The 17,804-nt window shown below is 76.8% G+C and carries 18 protein-coding genes and 2 pseudogenes; 9 read left to right on the plus strand and 11 right to left on the minus strand.

All coding sequences use genetic code 11. From position 1 onward, the window contains the following. Positions 1 to 511 precede the first annotated feature (511 nt). Positions 512 to 1,156 carry a LysM peptidoglycan-binding domain-containing protein gene (locus tag ACI79X_RS22580; protein WP_457027664.1) on the minus strand — a complete coding sequence of 215 codons (645 nt, stop codon included), beginning with the start codon at positions 1,154 to 1,156 and terminating at the stop codon, positions 512 to 514. Positions 1,157 to 1,449: 293 nt separating this feature from the next. Between ACI79X_RS22580 and lexA the strand changes: the two genes are divergently transcribed. Continuing rightward, entirely contained in the window at positions 1,450 to 2,253 is an 804-nt protein-coding gene (gene lexA / locus ACI79X_RS22585; RefSeq protein WP_457027665.1) for a transcriptional repressor LexA, read from the plus strand. A 97-nt stretch (positions 2,254 to 2,350) separates the two neighbouring features. Here lexA and ACI79X_RS22590 read toward each other — a convergent pair whose 3' ends face one another. From ACI79X_RS22590 to hflX, 3 genes are all read right to left on the minus strand, one after another. Beyond that, positions 2,351 to 3,427 carry a hypothetical protein gene (locus ACI79X_RS22590; protein WP_457027666.1) on the minus strand — a complete coding sequence of 359 codons (1,077 nt, stop codon included), beginning with the start codon at positions 3,425 to 3,427 and terminating at the stop codon, positions 2,351 to 2,353. Next, a complete protein-coding gene (locus ACI79X_RS22595) occupies positions 3,399 to 4,148 on the minus strand; it encodes a phosphatase PAP2 family protein (protein WP_457027667.1) in 750 nt (249 codons plus the stop codon). The genes ACI79X_RS22590 and ACI79X_RS22595 overlap by 29 nt, the downstream gene beginning before the upstream one ends. A gap of 111 nt (positions 4,149 to 4,259) precedes the next feature. Then, complete coding sequence (gene hflX / locus ACI79X_RS22600) at positions 4,260 to 5,762, minus strand: GTPase HflX (RefSeq protein ID WP_457027668.1); 1,503 nt, start codon at positions 5,760 to 5,762, stop codon at positions 4,260 to 4,262. Positions 5,763 to 5,923: 161 nt separating this feature from the next. Between hflX and ACI79X_RS22605 the strand changes: the two genes are divergently transcribed. Continuing rightward, a complete protein-coding gene (locus ACI79X_RS22605; protein WP_457027669.1) occupies positions 5,924 to 6,127 on the plus strand; it encodes a hypothetical protein in 204 nt (67 codons plus the stop codon). On the opposite strand, the gene dapF is transcribed toward ACI79X_RS22605, so the two are convergent. The 3 genes from dapF to ACI79X_RS22620 are packed head-to-tail and all read right to left on the minus strand — an operon-like array spanning position 6,124 to position 8,665. Then, positions 6,124 to 7,020, minus strand: a complete 897-nt coding sequence (gene dapF / locus ACI79X_RS22610; protein WP_457027670.1) for a diaminopimelate epimerase — start codon at positions 7,018 to 7,020, stop codon at positions 6,124 to 6,126. The genes ACI79X_RS22605 and dapF overlap by 4 nt on opposite strands. Beyond that, complete coding sequence (miaA, locus tag ACI79X_RS22615; RefSeq protein ID WP_457027671.1) at positions 7,017 to 7,922, minus strand: tRNA (adenosine(37)-N6)-dimethylallyltransferase MiaA; 906 nt, start codon at positions 7,920 to 7,922, stop codon at positions 7,017 to 7,019. The genes dapF and miaA overlap by 4 nt, the downstream gene beginning before the upstream one ends. Positions 7,923 to 7,945: 23 nt before the next feature. After that, on the minus strand, positions 7,946 to 8,665 hold the full coding sequence (locus ACI79X_RS22620; protein WP_457027672.1) for a hypothetical protein: 720 nt from the start codon (positions 8,663 to 8,665) through the stop codon (positions 7,946 to 7,948). 40 nt (positions 8,666 to 8,705) lie between these two features. Between ACI79X_RS22620 and ACI79X_RS22625 the strand changes: the two genes are divergently transcribed. Continuing rightward, positions 8,706 to 10,202, plus strand: a complete 1,497-nt coding sequence (locus ACI79X_RS22625) for a DUF349 domain-containing protein (RefSeq protein WP_457027673.1) — start codon at positions 8,706 to 8,708, stop codon at positions 10,200 to 10,202. Positions 10,203 to 10,273: 71 nt separating this feature from the next. Then, entirely contained in the window at positions 10,274 to 10,567 is a 294-nt protein-coding gene (locus ACI79X_RS22630; RefSeq protein WP_457027681.1) for a GNAT family N-acetyltransferase, read from the plus strand. Positions 10,568 to 10,580: 13 nt separating this feature from the next. Here ACI79X_RS22630 and miaB read toward each other — a convergent pair whose 3' ends face one another. Continuing rightward, positions 10,581 to 12,071 (minus strand): tRNA (N6-isopentenyl adenosine(37)-C2)-methylthiotransferase MiaB, encoded by a 1,491-nt coding sequence (gene miaB / locus ACI79X_RS22635; protein WP_457027674.1) that lies wholly within the window; start codon positions 12,069 to 12,071, stop codon positions 10,581 to 10,583. 112 nt (positions 12,072 to 12,183) lie between these two features. Between miaB and ACI79X_RS22640 the strand changes: the two genes are divergently transcribed. The 5 genes from ACI79X_RS22640 (at position 12,184) to ACI79X_RS22660 (ending at position 16,302) form a co-directional block, all read left to right on the plus strand. After that, positions 12,184 to 12,939, plus strand: coding sequence for an amino acid ABC transporter ATP-binding protein (locus ACI79X_RS22640; protein WP_457027675.1), 756 nt, complete (start codon positions 12,184 to 12,186; stop codon positions 12,937 to 12,939). A gap of 21 nt (positions 12,940 to 12,960) precedes the next feature. After that, positions 12,961 to 13,854 carry a glutamate ABC transporter substrate-binding protein gene (locus ACI79X_RS22645; protein WP_457027676.1) on the plus strand — a complete coding sequence of 298 codons (894 nt, stop codon included), beginning with the start codon at positions 12,961 to 12,963 and terminating at the stop codon, positions 13,852 to 13,854. A gap of 143 nt (positions 13,855 to 13,997) precedes the next feature. Then, positions 13,998 to 14,648, plus strand: coding sequence for an amino acid ABC transporter permease (locus ACI79X_RS22650; protein WP_457027677.1), 651 nt, complete (start codon positions 13,998 to 14,000; stop codon positions 14,646 to 14,648). Next, positions 14,645 to 15,547 (plus strand): amino acid ABC transporter permease, encoded by a 903-nt coding sequence (locus ACI79X_RS22655; RefSeq protein ID WP_457027678.1) that lies wholly within the window; start codon positions 14,645 to 14,647, stop codon positions 15,545 to 15,547. Before ACI79X_RS22650 ends, ACI79X_RS22655 begins: the two co-directional genes overlap by 4 nt. Positions 15,548 to 15,729: 182 nt before the next feature. After that, positions 15,730 to 16,302 carry a hypothetical protein gene (locus ACI79X_RS22660; RefSeq protein ID WP_457027679.1) on the plus strand — a complete coding sequence of 191 codons (573 nt, stop codon included), beginning with the start codon at positions 15,730 to 15,732 and terminating at the stop codon, positions 16,300 to 16,302. A gap of 212 nt (positions 16,303 to 16,514) precedes the next feature. Here the strand turns inward: ACI79X_RS22660 and ACI79X_RS22665 are convergent. The 3 genes and pseudogenes from ACI79X_RS22665 to ACI79X_RS22675 form a co-directional block, all read right to left on the minus strand. After that, positions 16,515 to 16,766, minus strand: a pseudogene (locus ACI79X_RS22665) (hypothetical protein); the annotation flags it as partial. After that, a pseudogene (locus ACI79X_RS22670) lies at positions 16,649 to 16,999 on the minus strand (MBL fold metallo-hydrolase); the annotation flags it as partial. The pseudogenes ACI79X_RS22670 and ACI79X_RS22665, both read right to left, overlap by 118 nt. Positions 17,000 to 17,122: 123 nt before the next feature. Next, positions 17,123 to 17,804, minus strand: a 682-nt coding sequence (locus tag ACI79X_RS22675; RefSeq protein ID WP_457027680.1) for a regulatory protein RecX, incomplete at its 5' end; no start/stop codon positions are given.

Consider the following 17,804-nt stretch of genomic DNA (forward strand, 5'->3'; position numbering starts at 1 on the left):
GCGCCCCGCCCCAGCCCCCCCCCCCCCCCGCCCCCCCCCCCCGCCCCCCCGGCGCGCCCGGCCCCCCCCCCCCCCCCCCCCCCCCCCCCCCCCCCCCCCCCCCCCCCCCCCCCCCCCCCCCCCCCCCCCCGGGCTCCGCGGCGAGGGCCAGGTGGCGCTCGGGCAGCCGCACGTCGGCCAGGCCGACCCACGCGCCGGCGCCCTCGACGACGCCGGGCACGTCGGCCCGCAGCCGGACCCAGGCCTCGCACGCGCCGGACGCGTCGTGCCGCCAGCCGAGCATCGCGCCCGGCACCCAGGCGCCCTCGACGAGCACCTCGACGTCCTGCGGGGACCCGAAGGACACCGCGGCCCTGCTGTTCACGGCTGCTGACACGCTCCTGACCGTAGGTGCCGATCCGACCTCGGCGGGTGAGCGACCGGGGGCCGATGGTTGACGAACTCCCGCCGCAGCTCTCGTCACTTCTCCGACCTCCGCACTCCTGCGGCCTCCGCCGACCTGGGGCCCGACTCAGGGCAGCCGGAGGACCTGGCCGACCTCGACGACGGAGCCCTCGAGGTCGTTGAGCGCCTCGATCGCGTCGACGACGGCGCGGACGTCCTGGTCGTCGCGGGCCACCTCCGCGGCGATCGACCACACGGTGTCCCCCTCCCCCACCACGACGCTGCTACCGGCGGCCAGTTGCAGCCCCTCGTCGGGCGCGAGGACCTCCCGGCCCAGCACCGCGCCGCCCACCCCGGCGGCGAGCACCAGCACGGCGACGAGCCGGCGCCCGCGACGGGTCAGCCGCACCGGTGCCGGCGCCGGGGCGCCGGGTCGCCGGCCGCTCCCGCGGGCGCGCTCCGCCCGCATCGGGCGGCCCCCCGGCCGGGCCGGGTCGCGCCGGGCGCGCGGCCCCTCGGCCGCCGGACCGGCGGCGGGGCCGGTGCCCCGCGGCGCCGCGGCGGCCGGCCGGTCGGGCACCGGGCGCAGGTACCCGGCGACGCGGGGGCCGGAGCCCGGCAGGGCCGCGGCCTCCCCCGGGGTCGCGGCGGCGGGCCGGCGGGCCGGGGCCCGGCGGGGGGCGGGCGCCGCCGCCCGCTCGTCGAGGAGCGGCCGCCACGGCACCCGCACCGCCGCGTCGAACTCGAGCACTGCCTGCCGCACGCCGCCCATGACCCGCTCCTCCTCGTCGACCGACCTCGAACACGCGTTCGATTCGAACGTCTGTGCGATGTCTACCGCATCCCCCCGACGAGGTCGACACGACACCGCGACCGCTTCGAACACACGTTTGAAGTGGCGGCCGCGAGGCGCTACGGTCCGAGCAGCACCCCGTCCGCCCGGTGTCCCCCGCGGGACCCCCGTCCGCCCGGCCCCCGGTCCTCCCGGGAGCACGGGCGGCTCCCCGGGCGGCGCGGGAACCGGGCAGGAGACAGGTCGTGGAACGCGGCCGGCGAGGAGGAGACGTGGCGGGCACGAGCGGGACCGGCCGGCGCACGGACGGCGAGACGGCGCGGGGCACGACGACGCGCCGCCCGGCTGCCCGGCGGGGAGCGGACGCCGACGGCGCGGGCACCGCCACGGGCACCGCCGCGGTGCGCACCTTCCCCGACCGCGCCGAGGCCGGCGACGGGCTCACCCAGCGCCAGCGCCGGGTCCTCGAGGTCATCCGCGACTCGATCGAGCGCCGCGGCTACCCGCCCTCGGTCCGGGAGATCGGCGAGGCGGTCGGGCTGTCCTCGGCGTCCTCGGTCGCCCACCAGCTGTCGGTGCTGCAGAAGAAGGGCTGGCTGCGGCGTGACCCGAACCGCCCCCGCGCGCTCGACGTCCGCCTGCCGGGCGACGCCGGCGCGGAGTCGACCCCGGCCGCCCCCCCTGCCGCCGACGGCACCACCGCACCCACCTACGTCCCGCTGGTCGGCCGGATCGCCGCCGGTGGCCCGGTGCTGGCCGAGCAGGCGGTCGAGGACGTGTTCCCGCTGCCGCGGGAGCTCGTCGGCGACGGCACGCTGTTCATGCTCAAGGTCGCCGGTGACTCGATGGTCGACGCGGCCATCTGCGACGGCGACTGGGTCGTCGTGCGCCAGCAGCCGACGGCGGAGAACGGCGAGATCGTGGCCGCGATGCTCGACGGCGAGGCCACGGTGAAGACCTACAAGCGGCGCGACGGGCACGTGTGGCTGCTGCCGCACAACCCGGCGTACGAGCCCATCCCGGGCGACGAGGCGACCATCCTCGGCCGGGTGGTCACCGTCCTGCGCCGGGTCTGACGGCGGGTCCCGGGGCCGGCGCGGGCGGGCCCGGCCCCGGGACGGGCCGGTACGTGCGGGCGGCCCTCCCCCGGGCGGTCGGCGGGGCGTGGGCGCGTCAGGCGGAGGGCTGGTCGGCCGCGCTCCGACGGCGCAGCCGCCCGACGAGCCAGACCAGCAGCGTGGCCACCGCCGCGGCGAGCAGTCCCGCGGCCACCGGCGGCGTGCCGTCCTCGCCGCCGTCGAGCAGGCCCGACGGCCCGGCATCCGTGGCCGCGGACGTCGCCGGTGCGGCCGTCGCCGCGGGGACGGGCACGAGCGTGACGTCGCCGGGCACGCCCTCCCCCGCGACCAGCAGCGCGCTTCCGTCGGCGGTGAAGGACACCGCCTCACCCTGCGGCGCGTCCGGGAGCGCCACGCGCACCGGGTCGGCGGCGAGCGCGGCGGGGACGTCGGAGCCGGCGAGCGGCCAGACGTAGGCGTCGGTGTACGTGCGCAGGGCGATCCGGCTGCCGTCGCGCGCCACCGCGCCGCCGGTCACCAGCAGCTGTCCCGCGCGCCCGACCGGCCCGCCCGGCGTGCCGGTGAGGGTGAAGGTCACCGTGCCGACGTCGGCCAGCGCCACCGTGCCGCCGTCGACCAGCGGTGCCGCGGGGCGGTAGACGTGGCTGGCGCCCAGTACCTCCTTGGTCACGATGTACGGCGTCCCGTCGGGCGCGACCAGCAGCGCCTCGGCGTCGTGCGGGCCGTCCGGGTAGGTGAGCCGGTACAGCGCCGTGCCGCCGTCGGGGCGCAGCGCGATGAGCGCGACGGTCGCCCGGGTGGCGTTGTTGTCGCCGGTGTCGGCCAGCCAGACGGTGCCGTCGGCGCCGACGCCGAGGTCCTCGGGGTCGTAGGGGTCCAGCGGCGCGGTGGTCACGTCCACGACCGCGCAGCCGCCGTCGAGCACCGCGACGGTCACCTGGTCACCGCCGTCGGGGATGGCCAGCATCCGCTCGCCGACGTCGACGAGCCCGGACAGCTCGGCCAGCCGCGGGTCGGTCACCTGGCAGCGCACCGACGGCGCCGCCGGCTCCTCCGCGCGGGCGGCCGGAGCGGCTCCCAGCGCGGGCAGCAGGGCCAGGGCGAGGACGGCCGCCGAGGCCCGTCCCGCACGCGCGGCGGCGCTAGGCGGGGGGACGGCCGGCTCGGGCACTCGCCCAGCGTGACAGGACGGTCGCATCGAGTGCGTGCACCACGCCCAGCAGCAGGAGGCCGACCGCCGCGCCGACGACCGCGTCGGTGACCCAGTGGAAGTCCAGCGACACCATCGCCACCCCGGTGACGACCGGCCCGACCACCGCGAGCCACCACAGCACCTGCTGCACGCGCGCGGGCAGCCCGTACTCGGCCGCCTGCCAGCGCGCCACACCCCACATGAGCACGGCGTTGGCCACGTGCCCGGAGGGGTAGCTCGCGCCGTCGCGGTGGAAGAAGGAGCCGGGGTAGGCAGGCGCGGTCCGGCCGGTGCCGAACTTGAAGGCGTAGACCACCACGGTGAGCAGCGCCAGGGCGGTGAGCACCCGGACCAGGGGCAGCAGGGTGCGCCCGCGCAGGCACAGCCAGGCGACCAGGCCGGCGAAGACGATGAGGATGGTGCCGCGCCCGCCGATCTGGGTGACCACCCAGACCGGCCAGTAGGCGGGCGAGTTCCGCAGGTCCCAGCTGCTCACGACCTCGGAGACCTGCAGGTCCAGCCGCTCGAGGACGCCGCGGCTGAGCAGGTCGACGGTGACCGCCACGGTCACCGCGAACGCGACGAGCAGCAGCCACCACGGCGGCCGGCCCGCGCGCGCGGCGGGCGGCGGCGCCGGCGCGTCGCCGTCGGCCGGCGTCCCGCCCCGCACGGCGCCGCTCATGACACGGCCGCTGGTCACGACGTCACGGTACCGGCCCGTGACCCGCCCGTGACCTCCCGAACGGGGGACGGCGAGCCGCCCGGGCGACCGGCGGGAGCCGGCCACCCGGGCGGGCAGCGGGGGGAGCGGTCAGGCGACGGGGACGGCGAACCGCTCGAGCGCGGCGGCCAGGCCGCCGTCGACGCGAGCGGTCAGCCGGGTGCCGGCCGCCTCGTGCTCCTCGCTGAGCACCTCGCCGTCGCGGTGCACCCGGGCCACCAGGTCGCCGCGGTCGTAGGGCACCAGCACGTCGACCTCGACGTCGGGGTGCGGCAGCCGCGCCGACACGATCTCGCGCAGCTGCTCGATGCCCTCGCCGGTGCGGGCGGAGACCCACACCGCGCCCGGCAGCGCCCGGCGCAGGGTGAGCACGTCGTCCTCGGTCATGGCGTCGACCTTGTTGACGACGATCAGCTCCGGCACCGCGGCGGCGTCGATCTCCTGCAGGACCACGTGCACCGCGTCGATCTGGCCGAGCGGGTCGGGGTCCGAGCCGTCGACCACGTGCAGCAGCAGATCGGCGCCGGCCACCTCCTCCAGCGTCGAGCGGAACGCGTCGACGAGCTGGTGGGGCAGGTGCCGCACGAACCCGACGGTGTCGGTCAGCGTGTACTCGCGGCCGTCGGGCGACTGGGCGCGGCGCACCGTCGGGTCGAGGGTGGCGAACAGCGCGTTCTCCACCAGCACGCCCGCACCGGTCAGCCGGTTGAGCAGGCTCGACTTGCCGGCGTTGGTGTAGCCGGCGATCGCCACGCTCGGGACGGCGTTGCGGCCGCGCGCGGAGCGCTGGGTCGCCCGGGCCGTCGCCATGCCCGCGATCTCGCGGCGCAGCTTGCTCACCCGCGCGCGGATCCGCCGCCGGTCGGTCTCGATCTTCGTCTCACCGGGACCACGGGTACCGATGCCGCCACCGCCGGCGACGCGGCCACCGGCCTGCCGGGACAGCGACTCACCCCAGCCGCGCAGGCGCGGCAGCATGTACTGCATCTGCGCCAGCTCGACCTGGGCCTTGCCCTCCCGGCTGGTGGCGTGCTGGGCGAAGATGTCGAGGATCAGCGCGGTCCGGTCGACCACCTTGACCTTGAGGATCTTCTCCAGCGCGTTGAGCTGGCCGGGGGTCAGCTCGCCGTCGCAGATCACGGTGTCGGCGCCGGTGGAGGCCACGATGTCGCGGATCTCGGCGGCCTTGCCCGAACCCACGTACGTGCCGGCGTCGGGCTTGTCGCGCCGCTGGCTCACGGCCTCGAGCACCTCCGAGCCCGCCGTCTCGGCGAGCGCGGCCAGCTCGGCCAGGGAGCGGTCGGCGTCGGCCTGGGTGCCCTCGGTCCACACGCCCACGAGCACGACGCGCTCGAGGCGCAGCTGCCGGTACTCGACCTCGCTGACGTCGGCGAGCTCGGTGGAGAGGCCGGCGACGCGGCGCAGCGCGCCACGCGCCTCGAGGTCGTAGGAGCCGGTGGTGTCGTCGCCGTCACCGTCGGCGTCCCACTGACCGGCCGGGGCCGGGCGGAGGTCGTCGGCCGCCGGCGGGGCTGCGCGGTCGGCCCGGTCCTGCGCGTCGGCGAGCACGGCGCGGTTCTGTGCGGTCGTCATCACGTCCAGCGTGACACGCGCGGGGTCGGTGGTCACCTGGGTTGTCTTCTCTGCAGTCGTCATACGCCGGGTACAACACCGGAACGGGTCAGGTGCATCCCGACGGGAGCCGGGTAGGGGCGGGACGACCACGCCGACGACGCCGACCCCAGGAGGCACCCGTGAGCACCAGCAGCAGCGAGGGCACCGACGACCCGGGCCGCGACCCCGCCGGCCTCGAGGTCCCGCGCAACCCCTTCGGCGGCGCCGACCAGGACACCGGCCGCGGGGAGCCCCGCGGGACCGGCAACGTGGGCCCCGGCGACAAGCCGGAGGCGCCGACCGACGAGCCCGAGACCCGCGCCGACACCCCCGACGAGCCCTAGGAGTCCAGCCACTCCCGGGTGAGACGGCCCTCGGCGACGACGACCGCGGGACCGCGCAGCACCGTCGTCCCCGGGGAGACGTCGACCGTCAGCCGCCCGCCCGGGACGTCGACGACGACCGTGCCGTGCTGCGGCCCCTCGGGCTCCGGCGACCCGGCGGCCAGCGCCGCGTAGGCCGTGGCGCAGGCGCCGGTGCCGCAGGAGCGGGTCTCCCCCACCCCGCGCTCGTGCACCCGCAGCCGCACGTGCGCGTCGGCGCCCTCGGCGGGGCGCGCGAGCACCTGCACGAACTCCACGTTGACGCCCTCGGGGAACAGGCCGGGGTCGAAGCCGGGCTGCGCGGTGAGGTCGAGGGTGTCCAGGTCGGCGTCGGTGAGGCACACCAGGTGCGGGTTGCCCATCGACACCGCCTGCCCGGGGAACGCCCGCCCGGCGACGGTGGCCTCGCCGCGGCCGAACGGCCGGGCCGGGCCCATGTCGACCCAGTAGCCGCCGTCCGCGTCGGCACCCACGCGGCGCGGGCCGCCGCGGGTGCCGACGAGCACGCCGTCGGCGCAGGCGGCGCGGTCGAGCAGGCCCTCGGTGACCAGCACGTGCAGGAACAGCCGGATGCCGTTGCCGCACATCTCCGCGTGCGAGCCGTCGGCGTTGCGGTGGTCCATGAACCACTCGCACGCGTCGAGGTGCTCGCCGAGGACGGCGGGGGCGTCGGGCACGTGCCGGCTGCGCACCACCCGCAGGACGCCGTCGCCGCCGAGGCCGGCGCGGCGCTCGCACAGCCGCTGCACGAGGGCGGCGTCGAGGCGGTCCTCGGGCCAGCGGTCCCCGTCGGGGTCGGGCAGGACGACGAAGTCGTTCTCGGTGCCGTGCCCGAGGAGGAACCGGTCGCTCACCGCCCGATCGTACGGCCGGCGAGCAGGGCCTCGACCGCGCCGGCGAGGTCGGGCCGGGCGGCGTCGAACCACGTCGTCGCCGGGTCGCGGCGGAACCAGGAGCGCTGCCGGCGGACGAAGCGGCGGGTGGTCGTCACCGTCCGCTCGCGCGCCTGGTCGGGGGTGAGGTCGCCGTCGAGCTGGGCGAGCACCTGCGCGTAGCCGAGCGCCCGGGAGGCGGTGGGCCCCTCCCGCAGGCCCTCGGCCACCAGCGCCTCCACCTCGGCGACGAACCCGGCCGCCCACATCCGGTCCACCCGGGTGGCGACCCGCTCGTCGAGCTCGGCGACCTCCCGGTCCAGGCCGACGACGACGGCCGGGTAGTGCGGCCGCGGCTCGGGCAGCGTGGCGCGGAACGGCCCGCCGGTCAGCTCCACCACCTCCAGCGCGCGCACGACCCGACGCCCGTTCGACGGCAGGACCGCGGCCGCGGCGGCCGGGTCGACCGCCGCCAGCCGGGCGTGCAGCGCGGCGGGCCCGGACTCCTCCAGCTCGGCCTGCAGCCGGGCCCGCACGGCCGGGTCGGTGCCGGGGATGTCGAGGTCGTCGAGGACGGCGCGCACGTACAGGCCCGACCCGCCGACCAGCAGCGGCAGCACGCCCGCCGCCCGCAGCCGGTCGACCTCCGCGCGCGCCAGCCGCGCGTACTCCGCCACCGACGCCGCCTGCCGCACCGACCAGACGTCGAGCAGGTGGTGCGGCACGCCCTGCCGCTCGGCCGCGTCGGGCTTGGCCGTGCCGATGTCCATGCCGCGGTAGAGCTGCATCGAGTCGGCGTTGACCACCTCGCCGCCGAGCCGCTGGGCGAGCGCCACCGCCAGCGCGGTCTTGCCGGTGGCCGTGGGGCCCACCACCGCGACCACGGGCGGCAGCGTCCCCCCCGACGTCACCGGGCGGTCCAGGAGGCCACGAGGTAGCCGACGCCGAACGGCGCCTCGTCGGCCAGCAGCCGCGCCTCGACGTCCCGCCCGGTGAGCACCGCCCCGACCGCCCGCCACACCGGCACCCCGGCAGCCATCAGCCGCTGCCCCTCGGCCGGGTCGAGCGCGGCCAGCGCGGCGGCGTCCCCGGCGGCCAGCGCGGCGGCGACGGCGGCGTCGAAGGGGGCGGCGGCCTCGTCGAGGTGCCCGGGCGCCTTGACGCTGCGCCGCGCCGACCCGTCGCCCATCGCCAGCACGGCGGCCGGCCCGGGCAGCCCCGCGAGGACGGCGGCGAGCTCCTGCGGGCCGGCGCCCACCCGGGCCCCGGCGTGGCCCGCCTCGTCGAGCAGCCAGGCGCCGACGGTCAGGCCGGGCGGCGTCCGGCGCCCGCCCGGCCGCGCGCCGCCGGACAGCGGGACCTCGACGTCGACGCCGAAGCCGCGCAGGTCCCCGCCGTCCCCCGGCCCGTAACGGCCCTCGGCGTCCGGGGCGACGAGGACGACGACCTCCGGCCCCGCGGCGAGCAGCGCGTCGACCGCCGCGGCGCAGGCGGCCCGCAGCGGCGCGGTGTCCGCGGCGGCGCGCCCGGCGACCCGCGGGAGCAGCAGCGGCGGGCTCGGGCAGAAGGCGACCGACACCGGCGCGGCGGCGGTCGCGTCACCGGTCGGTGCGGGCGGGCTGCTCACCGCACGAGTGTCGCCGATGCGGCGTGGGACACTGCGGTGCGTGTCGAGCACGGAGAACCCCGGAGACGGGTCGCAGCAGGTCCCCACGCCCGAGACGGCGGGTCCCGACGCGGTCACCCCCGACGCGGGGACGCCCGCCGCCCCCACCCCGGAGGCGGCCGCGCTGGCCGACCCGACGGCCGACGGCGCGCCCGCGGAGGGCACGGAGCAGACCACGGGACAGGCCCCCGGGCTGGTCACCGAGCAGGCCACGGAGCCGGCCACGGAGCAGGCGCCCGAGCAGGCCGCCCCGGTGCCGCACGCGCCGGAGCCGGCGGTCGCCGTCGCCTCCGACCCCGCGCAGTGGGGCCGGGTGGACGACGACGGGACGGTCTACGTGCGCACCGCCGACGGCGAGCGCGCGGTCGGCTCCTGGCAGGCCGGCGACCCCGCCGCGGGCCTGGCGCACTTCGCCCGCCGCTACGACGACCTCGCCACCGAGGTGTCGCTGCTCGAGGCGCGGCTGCGGGCGCACACCGGCAACCCGGCCGAGATCAAGACCAAGGCGCAGGGGCTCGCCGAGACCATCCCCACCGCGACCGCCGTCGGCGACCTCGACGGGCTGGCCGCCCGCGCCCGGGCGATGGTGGAGACCGCCGACTCCGCGGCCGCCGAATCCCGCGCCGAGAAGGCCGCCGCCCGCGCCGCGCAGGTGGCCCGCAAGGAGGCGCTGGCCGCCGAGGCGGAGCAGATCGCCGCCGAGTCGACGTCGTGGAAGGCCGCCGGCGACCGCCTCAAGGCGATCGTCGAGGAGTGGAAGACCATCCGCGGCATCGACCGCAAGACCGACGAGGCGCTGTGGACCCGGTTCGCCGCGGCCCGCGACGCCTTCGGCCGCCGCCGGGGCGCGCACTTCGCCGCGCTCGACGCGCAGCGCGGTGAGGCCCGCGCCGCCAAGCAGGAGCTCATCGCCGAGGCCCAGCGGCTGGCGACGTCGACCGACTGGGGCCCGACCAGCGCGGCCATGCGCTCGCTCATGGACCGGTGGAAGGCCGTGCCGCGCACCGGCCGCGACGGCGACGACGACCTGTGGAAGCAGTTCCGCGCCGCCCAGGACGTCTTCTTCAGCGCCCGCGCCGAGTCGGACAAGGCCCGCAACAGCGAGCAGCTGGCCAACCAGCAGGCCAAGGAGGAGCTGCTCGCCGAGGCCGAGAAGCTCGACCCGTCGACCGACCTGCGCGGCGCCCAGGCGGCGCTGCGGCGGATCCAGGAGCGCTACGACGCGATCGGCCACGTGCCGCGCGGCGCGATGCGCTCGCTGGAGGACCGGATGCAGGCCGTCGAGCAGCGGGTGCGCGGCGCCGCCGACGCCGGCCGCGTGCGCACCGCGCCGGAGAACCCGATGGTCACCTCGATGCGCGCCGCCGTGACCAAGGCCGAGGAGCAGCTGGCCAAGGCCGAGGCGTCCGGCGACGCCCGGCGGATCTCGCAGGCGCAGGCCGACCTGGCCACCCGCCGCGAGTGGCTGGCCGAGGCCGAGAAGGCCGCCCGGCGGTGACCGGGCCGGGGCACGCCCCCGGGGTCCGTGTGCGCGAGGCGGGCGACGGCGACCACGCCGCCGTCCGGCGGATGCTGACGGCGTACCACCTCACGACCGAGCGCGAGAAGGGCTGCCCGGTCCGGGCGACCGCCGAGCTCGACCGGCTCCGGGTCGAGCCGGCACAGCGGGGCCGGGGGCTGGGCGAGCCGGCCCTCCGGGACGCCGTCCGGCGGTGCGCGGACGCCGGCACCGGGACACTCCGGCTCAGCGCGTGGGAGTGGCGGTCCGCGGCGATCCCGCTCCACCGCCGGACGGGCTCCACCGACTGCCCACCCTGGGACCCGCGCCCCGGCCACGTCTGCCTGGGACGGCGCACGGGCTGACGCCGGGTGCCGGTCAGCAGCCGGCGGTCGCCGGGAGCGGCGCGGGGACGCCGATCGACGGCATGCCCAGGGAGACGCCGGGCGTCGTCGGCCGGGTGCCGGCCTCGTGCGCGTCGCCGGCGCGGGTGCGGCGGTGCGACAGCAGCGGGCCGTCGGCGACCAGGTGGTGCGGCGCGGCCGCCGTCACGACGGTCTCGACGACGTCGCCCGGGCGCACCCCGCTCGCTGTGTCGTCCCCACCCGCCCGGAAGTGCACGAGCCGCCCGTCGCGGGCGCGGCCGCTCATCCGCCCGGTCCGGGCGTCCTTGCTGCCCTCCCCCGCCGCGGCCAGCAGCTCCACCGTGCGTCCGACCTGCGCCCGGTTCTCCGCCCAGCTGATCTCGTCCTGCAGCGCGGTCAGCCGCAGGTAGCGCTCCTGCACGACCTCCTTGGGCAGCTGGCCGTCCATCTCGGCGGCCGGCGTCCCGGGGCGCTTGGAGTACTGGAAGGTGAAGGCGCTGGCGAAGCGCGCCTGCCGGACCACCTCGAGGGTCTGCTCGAAGTCGGCCTCGGTCTCGCCGGGGAACCCGACGATGACGTCGGTGGTGATCGCGGCGTCCGGCATCGCGGCGCGCACGCGGTCGATGATCCCGAGGTAGCGCTCCTGCCGGTAGCCGCGGCGCATCCGGCGCAGCACGTCGTCGGACCCGCTCTGCAGCGGCATGTGCAGCTGGTGGCAGACGGCCGGCGTCTCGGCCATGGCCTCGATGACGTCGTCGGTGAACTCGCGCGGGTGCGGGCTCGTGAAGCGGACCCGCTCCAGGCCCTCGATCGCGCCGGTGGCGCGCAGCAGGTCGGCGAACGCGCCGCGGTCGCGGAAGCCGACGCCGTAGGCGTTGACGTTCTGGCCGAGCAGGGTCACCTCGAGCACGCCCTGGTCGACCAGCGCCTGCACCTCGGCCAGGATGTCGCCGGGCCGGCGGTCCTCCTCCTTGCCGCGCAGCGAGGGGACGATGCAGAAGGTGCAGGTGTTGTTGCACCCGACGCTGATCGACACCCAGCCGGAGTAGGCCGAGTCCCGCTTCGCCGGCAGCGTGGACGGGAACACCTCGAGCGCCTCGGCGATCTCCACCTGGGCCTCGGCGTTGTGCCGGGCGCGCTCCAGCAGCGCCGGCAGCGACCCGACGTTGTGGGTGCCGAAGACGACGTCGACCCACGGCGCCCGCCGCACGATCTCGCCGCGGTCCTTCTGCGCCAGGCAGCCGCCGACGGCGATCTGCATGCCCGGGTGCGCGTCCTTGACCGGGCGCAGGTGGCCGAGGTTGCCGTAGAGGCGGTTGTCGGCGTTCTCCCGCACCGCGCAGGTGTTGAGCACGACGACGTCGGCGTCGGCACCCTCGGGCGCGGCGGCGTACCCCGCGGCCTCGAGCAGGCCGGACAGGCGCTCTGAGTCGTGCACGTTCATCTGGCACCCGTAGGTGCGCACGCGGTAGGTGCGCTGCGGGCTGTCGACCTCGGTTCCCATGGCGGCATCGAGGGTACGGCGCGGACCCGGTGACGCGGCGTCACCGACTCCGTTACTGGATCGTGACGGCCCCGGGACCACCGCGTCCCCGCGCGGCCCTAGGGTCCTCCTGGTGACCAGCCAGCTAGCCGGAGGACCTCTCGTCCAGCTGACCGGCGTCAACAAGTGGTTCGGTGAGCTGCACGTGCTGCAGGACATCGACCTCTCGATCGACCGCGGCGAGGTCGTCGTCGTCATCGGCCCGTCGGGCTCGGGCAAGTCGACGCTGTGCCGGACCATCAACCGGCTCGAGAGCATCCAGCAGGGCGAGATCCGCATCGACGGCGAGAAGCTGCCCGAGGAGGGCAAGGCGCTCGCCCGGCTGCGCAGCGACGTCGGGATGGTGTTCCAGAGCTTCAACCTGTTCGCGCACAAGACGATCCTCGAGAACGTCACGCTCGCGCCGACGAAGGTGCGCCGGCAGTCCAAGGCGCAGGCCGAGCAGCGGGCGCGGGAACTGCTGGACCGGGTCGGCGTCGGCCACCAGGCCGACAAGTACCCGGCGCAGCTGTCCGGCGGGCAGCAGCAGCGGGTGGCGATCGCCCGGGCGCTGGCGATGGACCCCAAGGTGATCCTCTTCGACGAGCCGACGTCGGCACTCGACCCGGAGATGATCAACGAGGTCCTCGACGTCATGACGACGCTGGCCCGCGAGGGCATGACGATGGTCGTCGTCACCCACGAGATGGGCTTCGCCCGCCGCGCGGCCAACCGCGTCGTGTTCATGGACGGCGGCCGGATCGTCGAGGCCGCCGATCCCGAGACGTTCTTCTCCGACCCGCGCTCGGAGCGGGCGCGGGACTTCCTCTCCAAGATCCTCAACCACTAGAACCCACGGGAGGACACCCCCATGCGCACCAGCCGGAAGGTGGCGGCGTTCGCCGCCCTCGGCCTCGCCCTCGCCGCCTGCTCCAGCGAGGCGGGCACCCAGGCCGAGGAGTCGGCCTCCAGCGCCCCGACCGCCGCCGAGGACGTCGACTTCCCCGCGGGCTCGACGATGGCCGAGCTCAACGAGGCCGGCGCGATCACCATCGGCACCAAGTACGACCAGCCCGGCTTCGGCCTGCTCAACCCGCAGTCCGGCGCGCCCGAGGGCTTCGACGTGGAGATCGCCAAGATCGTGGCCGCCGAGCTCGGCATCCCCGAGGACGGGATCACCTGGACCGAGACGGTGTCCGCCAACCGCGAGCCGTTCATCCAGAACGGCCAGGTCGACATGGTCGTGGCCACCTACACGATCAACGACGCCCGCAAGCAGGTCGTCGACTTCGCCGGCCCGTACTACATCGCCGGCCAGGACATCATGGTCGCCGAGGGCAACCCCGAGGGCATCGAGGGCCCGGAGGACCTGGCCGGCAAGACCGTCTGCTCCGTCGAGGGCTCGACCCCGGCGCAGCGGATCCGGGACGAGTACCCCGAGGCCAACCTCGTGACCTACGACGTCTACTCCAAGTGCGCCGACGACCTGCGCAACGGCGGCGTCCAGGCGGTCACCACCGACAACGTCATCCTCACCGGCCTGGTCGCCGGCAGCGACGGCGCGTTCGAGCTCGTGGGCAACCCCTTCACCGAGGAGCCCTACGGCATCGGCATGGAGCTCGGCGACACCGACTTCCGCAACTTCGTCAACGACGTGCTCGAGGAGGCCTTCGAGGACGGTCGCTGGGCCGACGCCTGGGACCGCACCGCCGGTGCGATCACCGGCGAGGAGGCCCCCGAGCCGCCGGCGGTCGACCGCTACTGAGCACCGCGGTGCCGCCGGGCGGGGCTCCCCCGCCCGGCGGCACCGGCTCCTGCCCGGGGTCTCCCGCGGGATCCCCGGACGACCTCCCCTGACGACCTCCCCTGACGACCTCCCCTGACGACCTCCCCTGACGACGAGGCGCGATGCAGTTCCTGAGTGACAACGCCGACCTGCTGTGGAGCGCGTTCCTGACGACGCTCTCGCTGGCGGTGGTCAGCGGCGTGTGCGCCCTGGTGCTCGGCACCGTGCTGGCCGGCATGCGGGTCAGCCCGATCGCGCCGCTGCGCGGCCTGGCCACCTTCTACGTCGAGGTGTTCCGCAACACCCCGCTGACGGTGGTGTTCTTCTTCCTCGCCTTCGGCATCGTCCAGATCGACCTGCAGTTCCCGAGCCGGTTCATCACCGCCGTGGCCGCCCTGTCGCTCTACACCGCGGCGTTCGTCTGCGAGGCGTTGCGCTCGGGCATCAACGCCGTCCCGGCGGGACAGGCGGAGGCCGCCCGCGCGCTGGGCCTGACCTTCGGGCAGTCGCTGCGCCAGATCGTGCTGCCCCAGGCGTTCCGCACCGTCGTGCCGCCACTGGGCAACGTGTGGATCGCGCTGGCCAAGAACACGTCGATCGCCGCCGGCTTCGCCGTCACCGACCTGACCGCGGCGCTGCAGCGGCTGGCCAACGCCAACGCCGACCAGCTGCTGGCCGTCTTCGCCGCCGTCGTCGCCGGCTACCTGGTCATCACACTGCCCTCCGCCTGGCTCATCCGGGTGGTCGAGAACCGGGTGGCGATCGTCCGATGAGCACCAACGTCCTGTTCGACCTCCCCGGCCCGCGCGCCCGCCGCCGGCAGCGCATCGGCACCGTCGTCGGGGCCGTGCTCATCGCGGCGCTGATCGGGCTGGCGCTCTACCGCCTCGGCGCCAACGGCCAGCTCGAGGCCGATCGCTGGGCGGTGCTGTTCGACCCGGCCTCCGGGGTGCCCCAGGCGCTCGGTGAGGGGCTGCTCAACACGCTGAGCGTGGCCGCGGTGGGCATGGTGCTCGCGACGCTGTTCGGCGCGCTGCTCGCCGTCGGGCGCCTCTCCGACCACGCCTGGGTGCGCGGTCCGGTGGGCGTGGTCATCGAGTTGTTCCGCGCCGTGCCGCTGCTGATCCTCATCCTGTTCTGCCTGCTGTTCCTGCCGACCGTCGGCGTCCCCATGACCGCCTTCCGGGCGCTGGTCCTCGGCCTGACGCTCTACAACATGGCCGTGCTGGCCGAGATCTTCCGGGCCGGCATCCTGTCGGTGGACCGGGGACAGCGCGAGGCCGCCTTCGCCCTGGGCATGCGCAAGACCCAGGTGATGACCCTGGTGCTGCTGCCGCAGGCGGTCCGCCGGATGCTGCCGGTCCTGGTGGCGCAGCTGGTCGTCCTGCTCAAGGACTCCTCGCTGGGCTTCATCGTCAGCTACCTGGAGCTGCTGCGGACCGCGCGAAGCCTCGTGGAGTTCTTCAACTTCAGCTTCGGAAACCGCTACACGTTCCAGCTCTACGTGGCGGCCGGGCTGATCTACATCATCGTCAACGTGCTGCTCTCGCAGCTGGCGAAGTACGTGGAGAAGCGCACCCGCCGCAACCGCAAGACGGCGGGTACCGGCCAGGTCGAGCTGCCGGCCGACGCGCAGATGGGCGGCGGCAGCGGGGTGGCTGCGGCGCCCTGACCGGCGCCGGCGTGCCGGGGGCGCGTGCGCCGCGGGTGGCCTCCGCGTCGCGGGTGGCCGCCGGGCCGGACGGGGCGGGTGCGGCGGTCACCGGACGGTCACGCGGCGTCCCGCGCGCCCCGTGCTCCGCGAGTGCCCCGCGCGTCGTCCGCCCACCGGGCCCGGCTGCCGAGAGAGGGAGCGTGGACACCGCTCTCCGCCCCGTCGTGCCGCCGCTGCCGTCCGTGGTGCGCGTGCCCGAGGGGCAGGCCGACGCCGCGCAGGAGTTCGTGAACCGGCTCCGCGCCGCGGCGCCGCGCCTGGCCGAGGCGGCGCTCGCGGAGTCCGCCGTCGTCCGCGAGGTGGTGCCGCCGGCGCGGCACCGGCGGGCGCGCTGCCGGATCGTGCTGCGGGCCGCCGACGGCGGCGAGCGCGACCTGACCTTCGTCGGCACGGTGGACCGCCCCTCGCGGCGGCCCGGGCCGGCGTTCGAGGAGCAGATCGCGTCGTGGCTGGCCGCCGCCCCGGCCGAGGAGGACGCCGGCCTGGTCGCCGACGACGAGTCCCCCGACGGCCTGGCGATCGACCTGACGGCCTGGACGCCGCCTGCCGGTGCCCCGGCGCCGGCGCTCCCGCAGCCCGTGTCCCCCGCTGCCGCCCCCGCGGTCCCCCCGGTCGTGCCGCAGGTGACCACGCTGCCCACGGTCGCCATGCCGGCCGTGACCCCCGGTGCCGGGCTGCCGACCCAGGTGATGGGCATCCCGGTCGCCGGCTGACCGGAACGCTCAGCCGAGGGGGTCGGTGGCCGCGCGCAGGACCGCCGCCGCTCCCCCGCTGACCGGACGCCCGTGGCCGGGGCAGACGACGTCGGCCCCCAGCCCGGCCAGGCGCTGCAGCGAGTCCCATGCGCGCGCCCGGTCGGCGTTGGAGGGGCCAGCACCAGGCCGCCCTCGTGCTCGGCGACGGTGTCGCCGGTGATCAGGACGCCGGCCGCGGGCACGTGCACCGCGATGCCGCCCGGCGTGTGCCCGGGGACGGCCACCGCGACGGCCCGCCGCCGAGCCCGGCCCCGTCGGCGACCGGCGGGACCGCCCGGCAGGCCGGCGCCCGCGGCAGACCGGCGGAGACCCGGTCGTGCAGGTCGCGCTCGGCCGGCGTGAGCACCGGCTCGGGGCCGGGCCGGTCGCGACGGATGACGGGGACGTCGGCCGCGCCGGTGACCACCGTCGCGCGGCCCCACGCGCGCACCGCGGCGGCGGAGCCGACGTGGTCGTCGTGGAAGTGGATGAGCACGACACGGCGCACGTCCTCGCGGCGCAGGCCGAGGTCGTCGAGCGCCTCGGCGATGGCGGGCGCGCTGCCGGCCGGGCCGGTGTCGACGAGCGTGACGCCCTCGTCGTGGCGCCACAGGTGGGCGTTGCTGATACCGAGCGGGAGCAGGTGCAGGCCGGGCACGACCTCGAGGGCGCTCATGGCGGAACGCTAGGCCCGCCGGGGCCGACGCCCCGCGTGTCGTCCGCGCAGGGCGGACGGGCCCGGTCGGCCTGCGCGGTGGACCGGCCGGCGCCGCGGACGGGCCGCCCCTCGCGGGGCGGGTCAGTCGTCGGCGTCCCAGCCGTCGTCGTCGGCGCCCTCGGTGCCGAAGCCGGTCTCGTCCATCACCTCGCGGACCACCCCGGCGGCCAGCCCGCCGCTGTAGCCCTTGCGGGCGAGCATGCCGATGAGCCGCCGGGTGGCGGTCTGCCGGTCGACGCGGCGGAGCGAGGACAGCCGCCGCTCGACCAGGTGGCGGGCGGCGGCCCGCTCGTCGTCGTCGTCGACCTCGGCGAGGGCCTGTTCGGCCTCCTCGCCGTCGACGCCCTTGGCGCGCAGCTCGGCGCGCAGGGCGCGGCGGGCGAGGCCGCGGCCGGCCTGGCGGGAGGTGACCCAGGCGCGGGCGAAGGCGGCGTCGTCGATCAGGCCGACCTCGGTGAACCGGTCGAGGACGGCAGTGGCCGCCTCCTCCGGGATCCCGCGCCGCTCGAGGAGGTCGGCGAGCTGCTGCCGCGTGCGGGCAGCCCCGGTGAGCGCGCGCAGGCAGATGGCGCGGGCGACGGACTCTGGGTCGCCGGCCTCGTCGGCCGGGTCCCCGTGCGCGGCGCCGCCGGGCAGGGCGGCGTCCTCGCCGGGGAGTGCGGCGGCCGGGCCGTCCGGGTCAGGGGACGGCCCGGCGCGCCGCCCCCCCCGGCCCGCACCGTCCCCCGGACCCCGTGCAAGGGTCCGGCCTCCGCGCCCGCCC

The organism is Geodermatophilus sp. SYSU D01119 (assembly GCF_054049975.1).

What these genes read in the sequence shown, in the direction of transcription:
- ACI79X_RS22580 (WP_457027664.1), bottom strand. Translation starts at nt 1,156, where the DNA reads ATGGGCGGCGTGCGGCAGGCAGTGCTCGAGTTCGACGCGGCGGTGCGG.
- hflX (WP_457027668.1), bottom strand. Translation starts at nt 5,762, where the DNA reads ATGACGACCGCACAGAACCGCGCCGTGCTCGCCGACGCGCAGGACCGG.
- ACI79X_RS22630 (WP_457027681.1), top strand. Translation starts at nt 10,274, where the DNA reads ATGCTGACGGCGTACCACCTCACGACCGAGCGCGAGAAGGGCTGCCCG.
- miaB (WP_457027674.1), bottom strand. Translation starts at nt 12,071, where the DNA reads ATGGGAACCGAGGTCGACAGCCCGCAGCGCACCTACCGCGTGCGCACC.
- ACI79X_RS22645 (WP_457027676.1), top strand. Translation starts at nt 12,961, where the DNA reads ATGCGCACCAGCCGGAAGGTGGCGGCGTTCGCCGCCCTCGGCCTCGCC.
- ACI79X_RS22650 (WP_457027677.1), top strand. Translation starts at nt 13,998, where the DNA reads ATGCAGTTCCTGAGTGACAACGCCGACCTGCTGTGGAGCGCGTTCCTG.
- ACI79X_RS22655 (WP_457027678.1), top strand. Translation starts at nt 14,645, where the DNA reads ATGAGCACCAACGTCCTGTTCGACCTCCCCGGCCCGCGCGCCCGCCGC.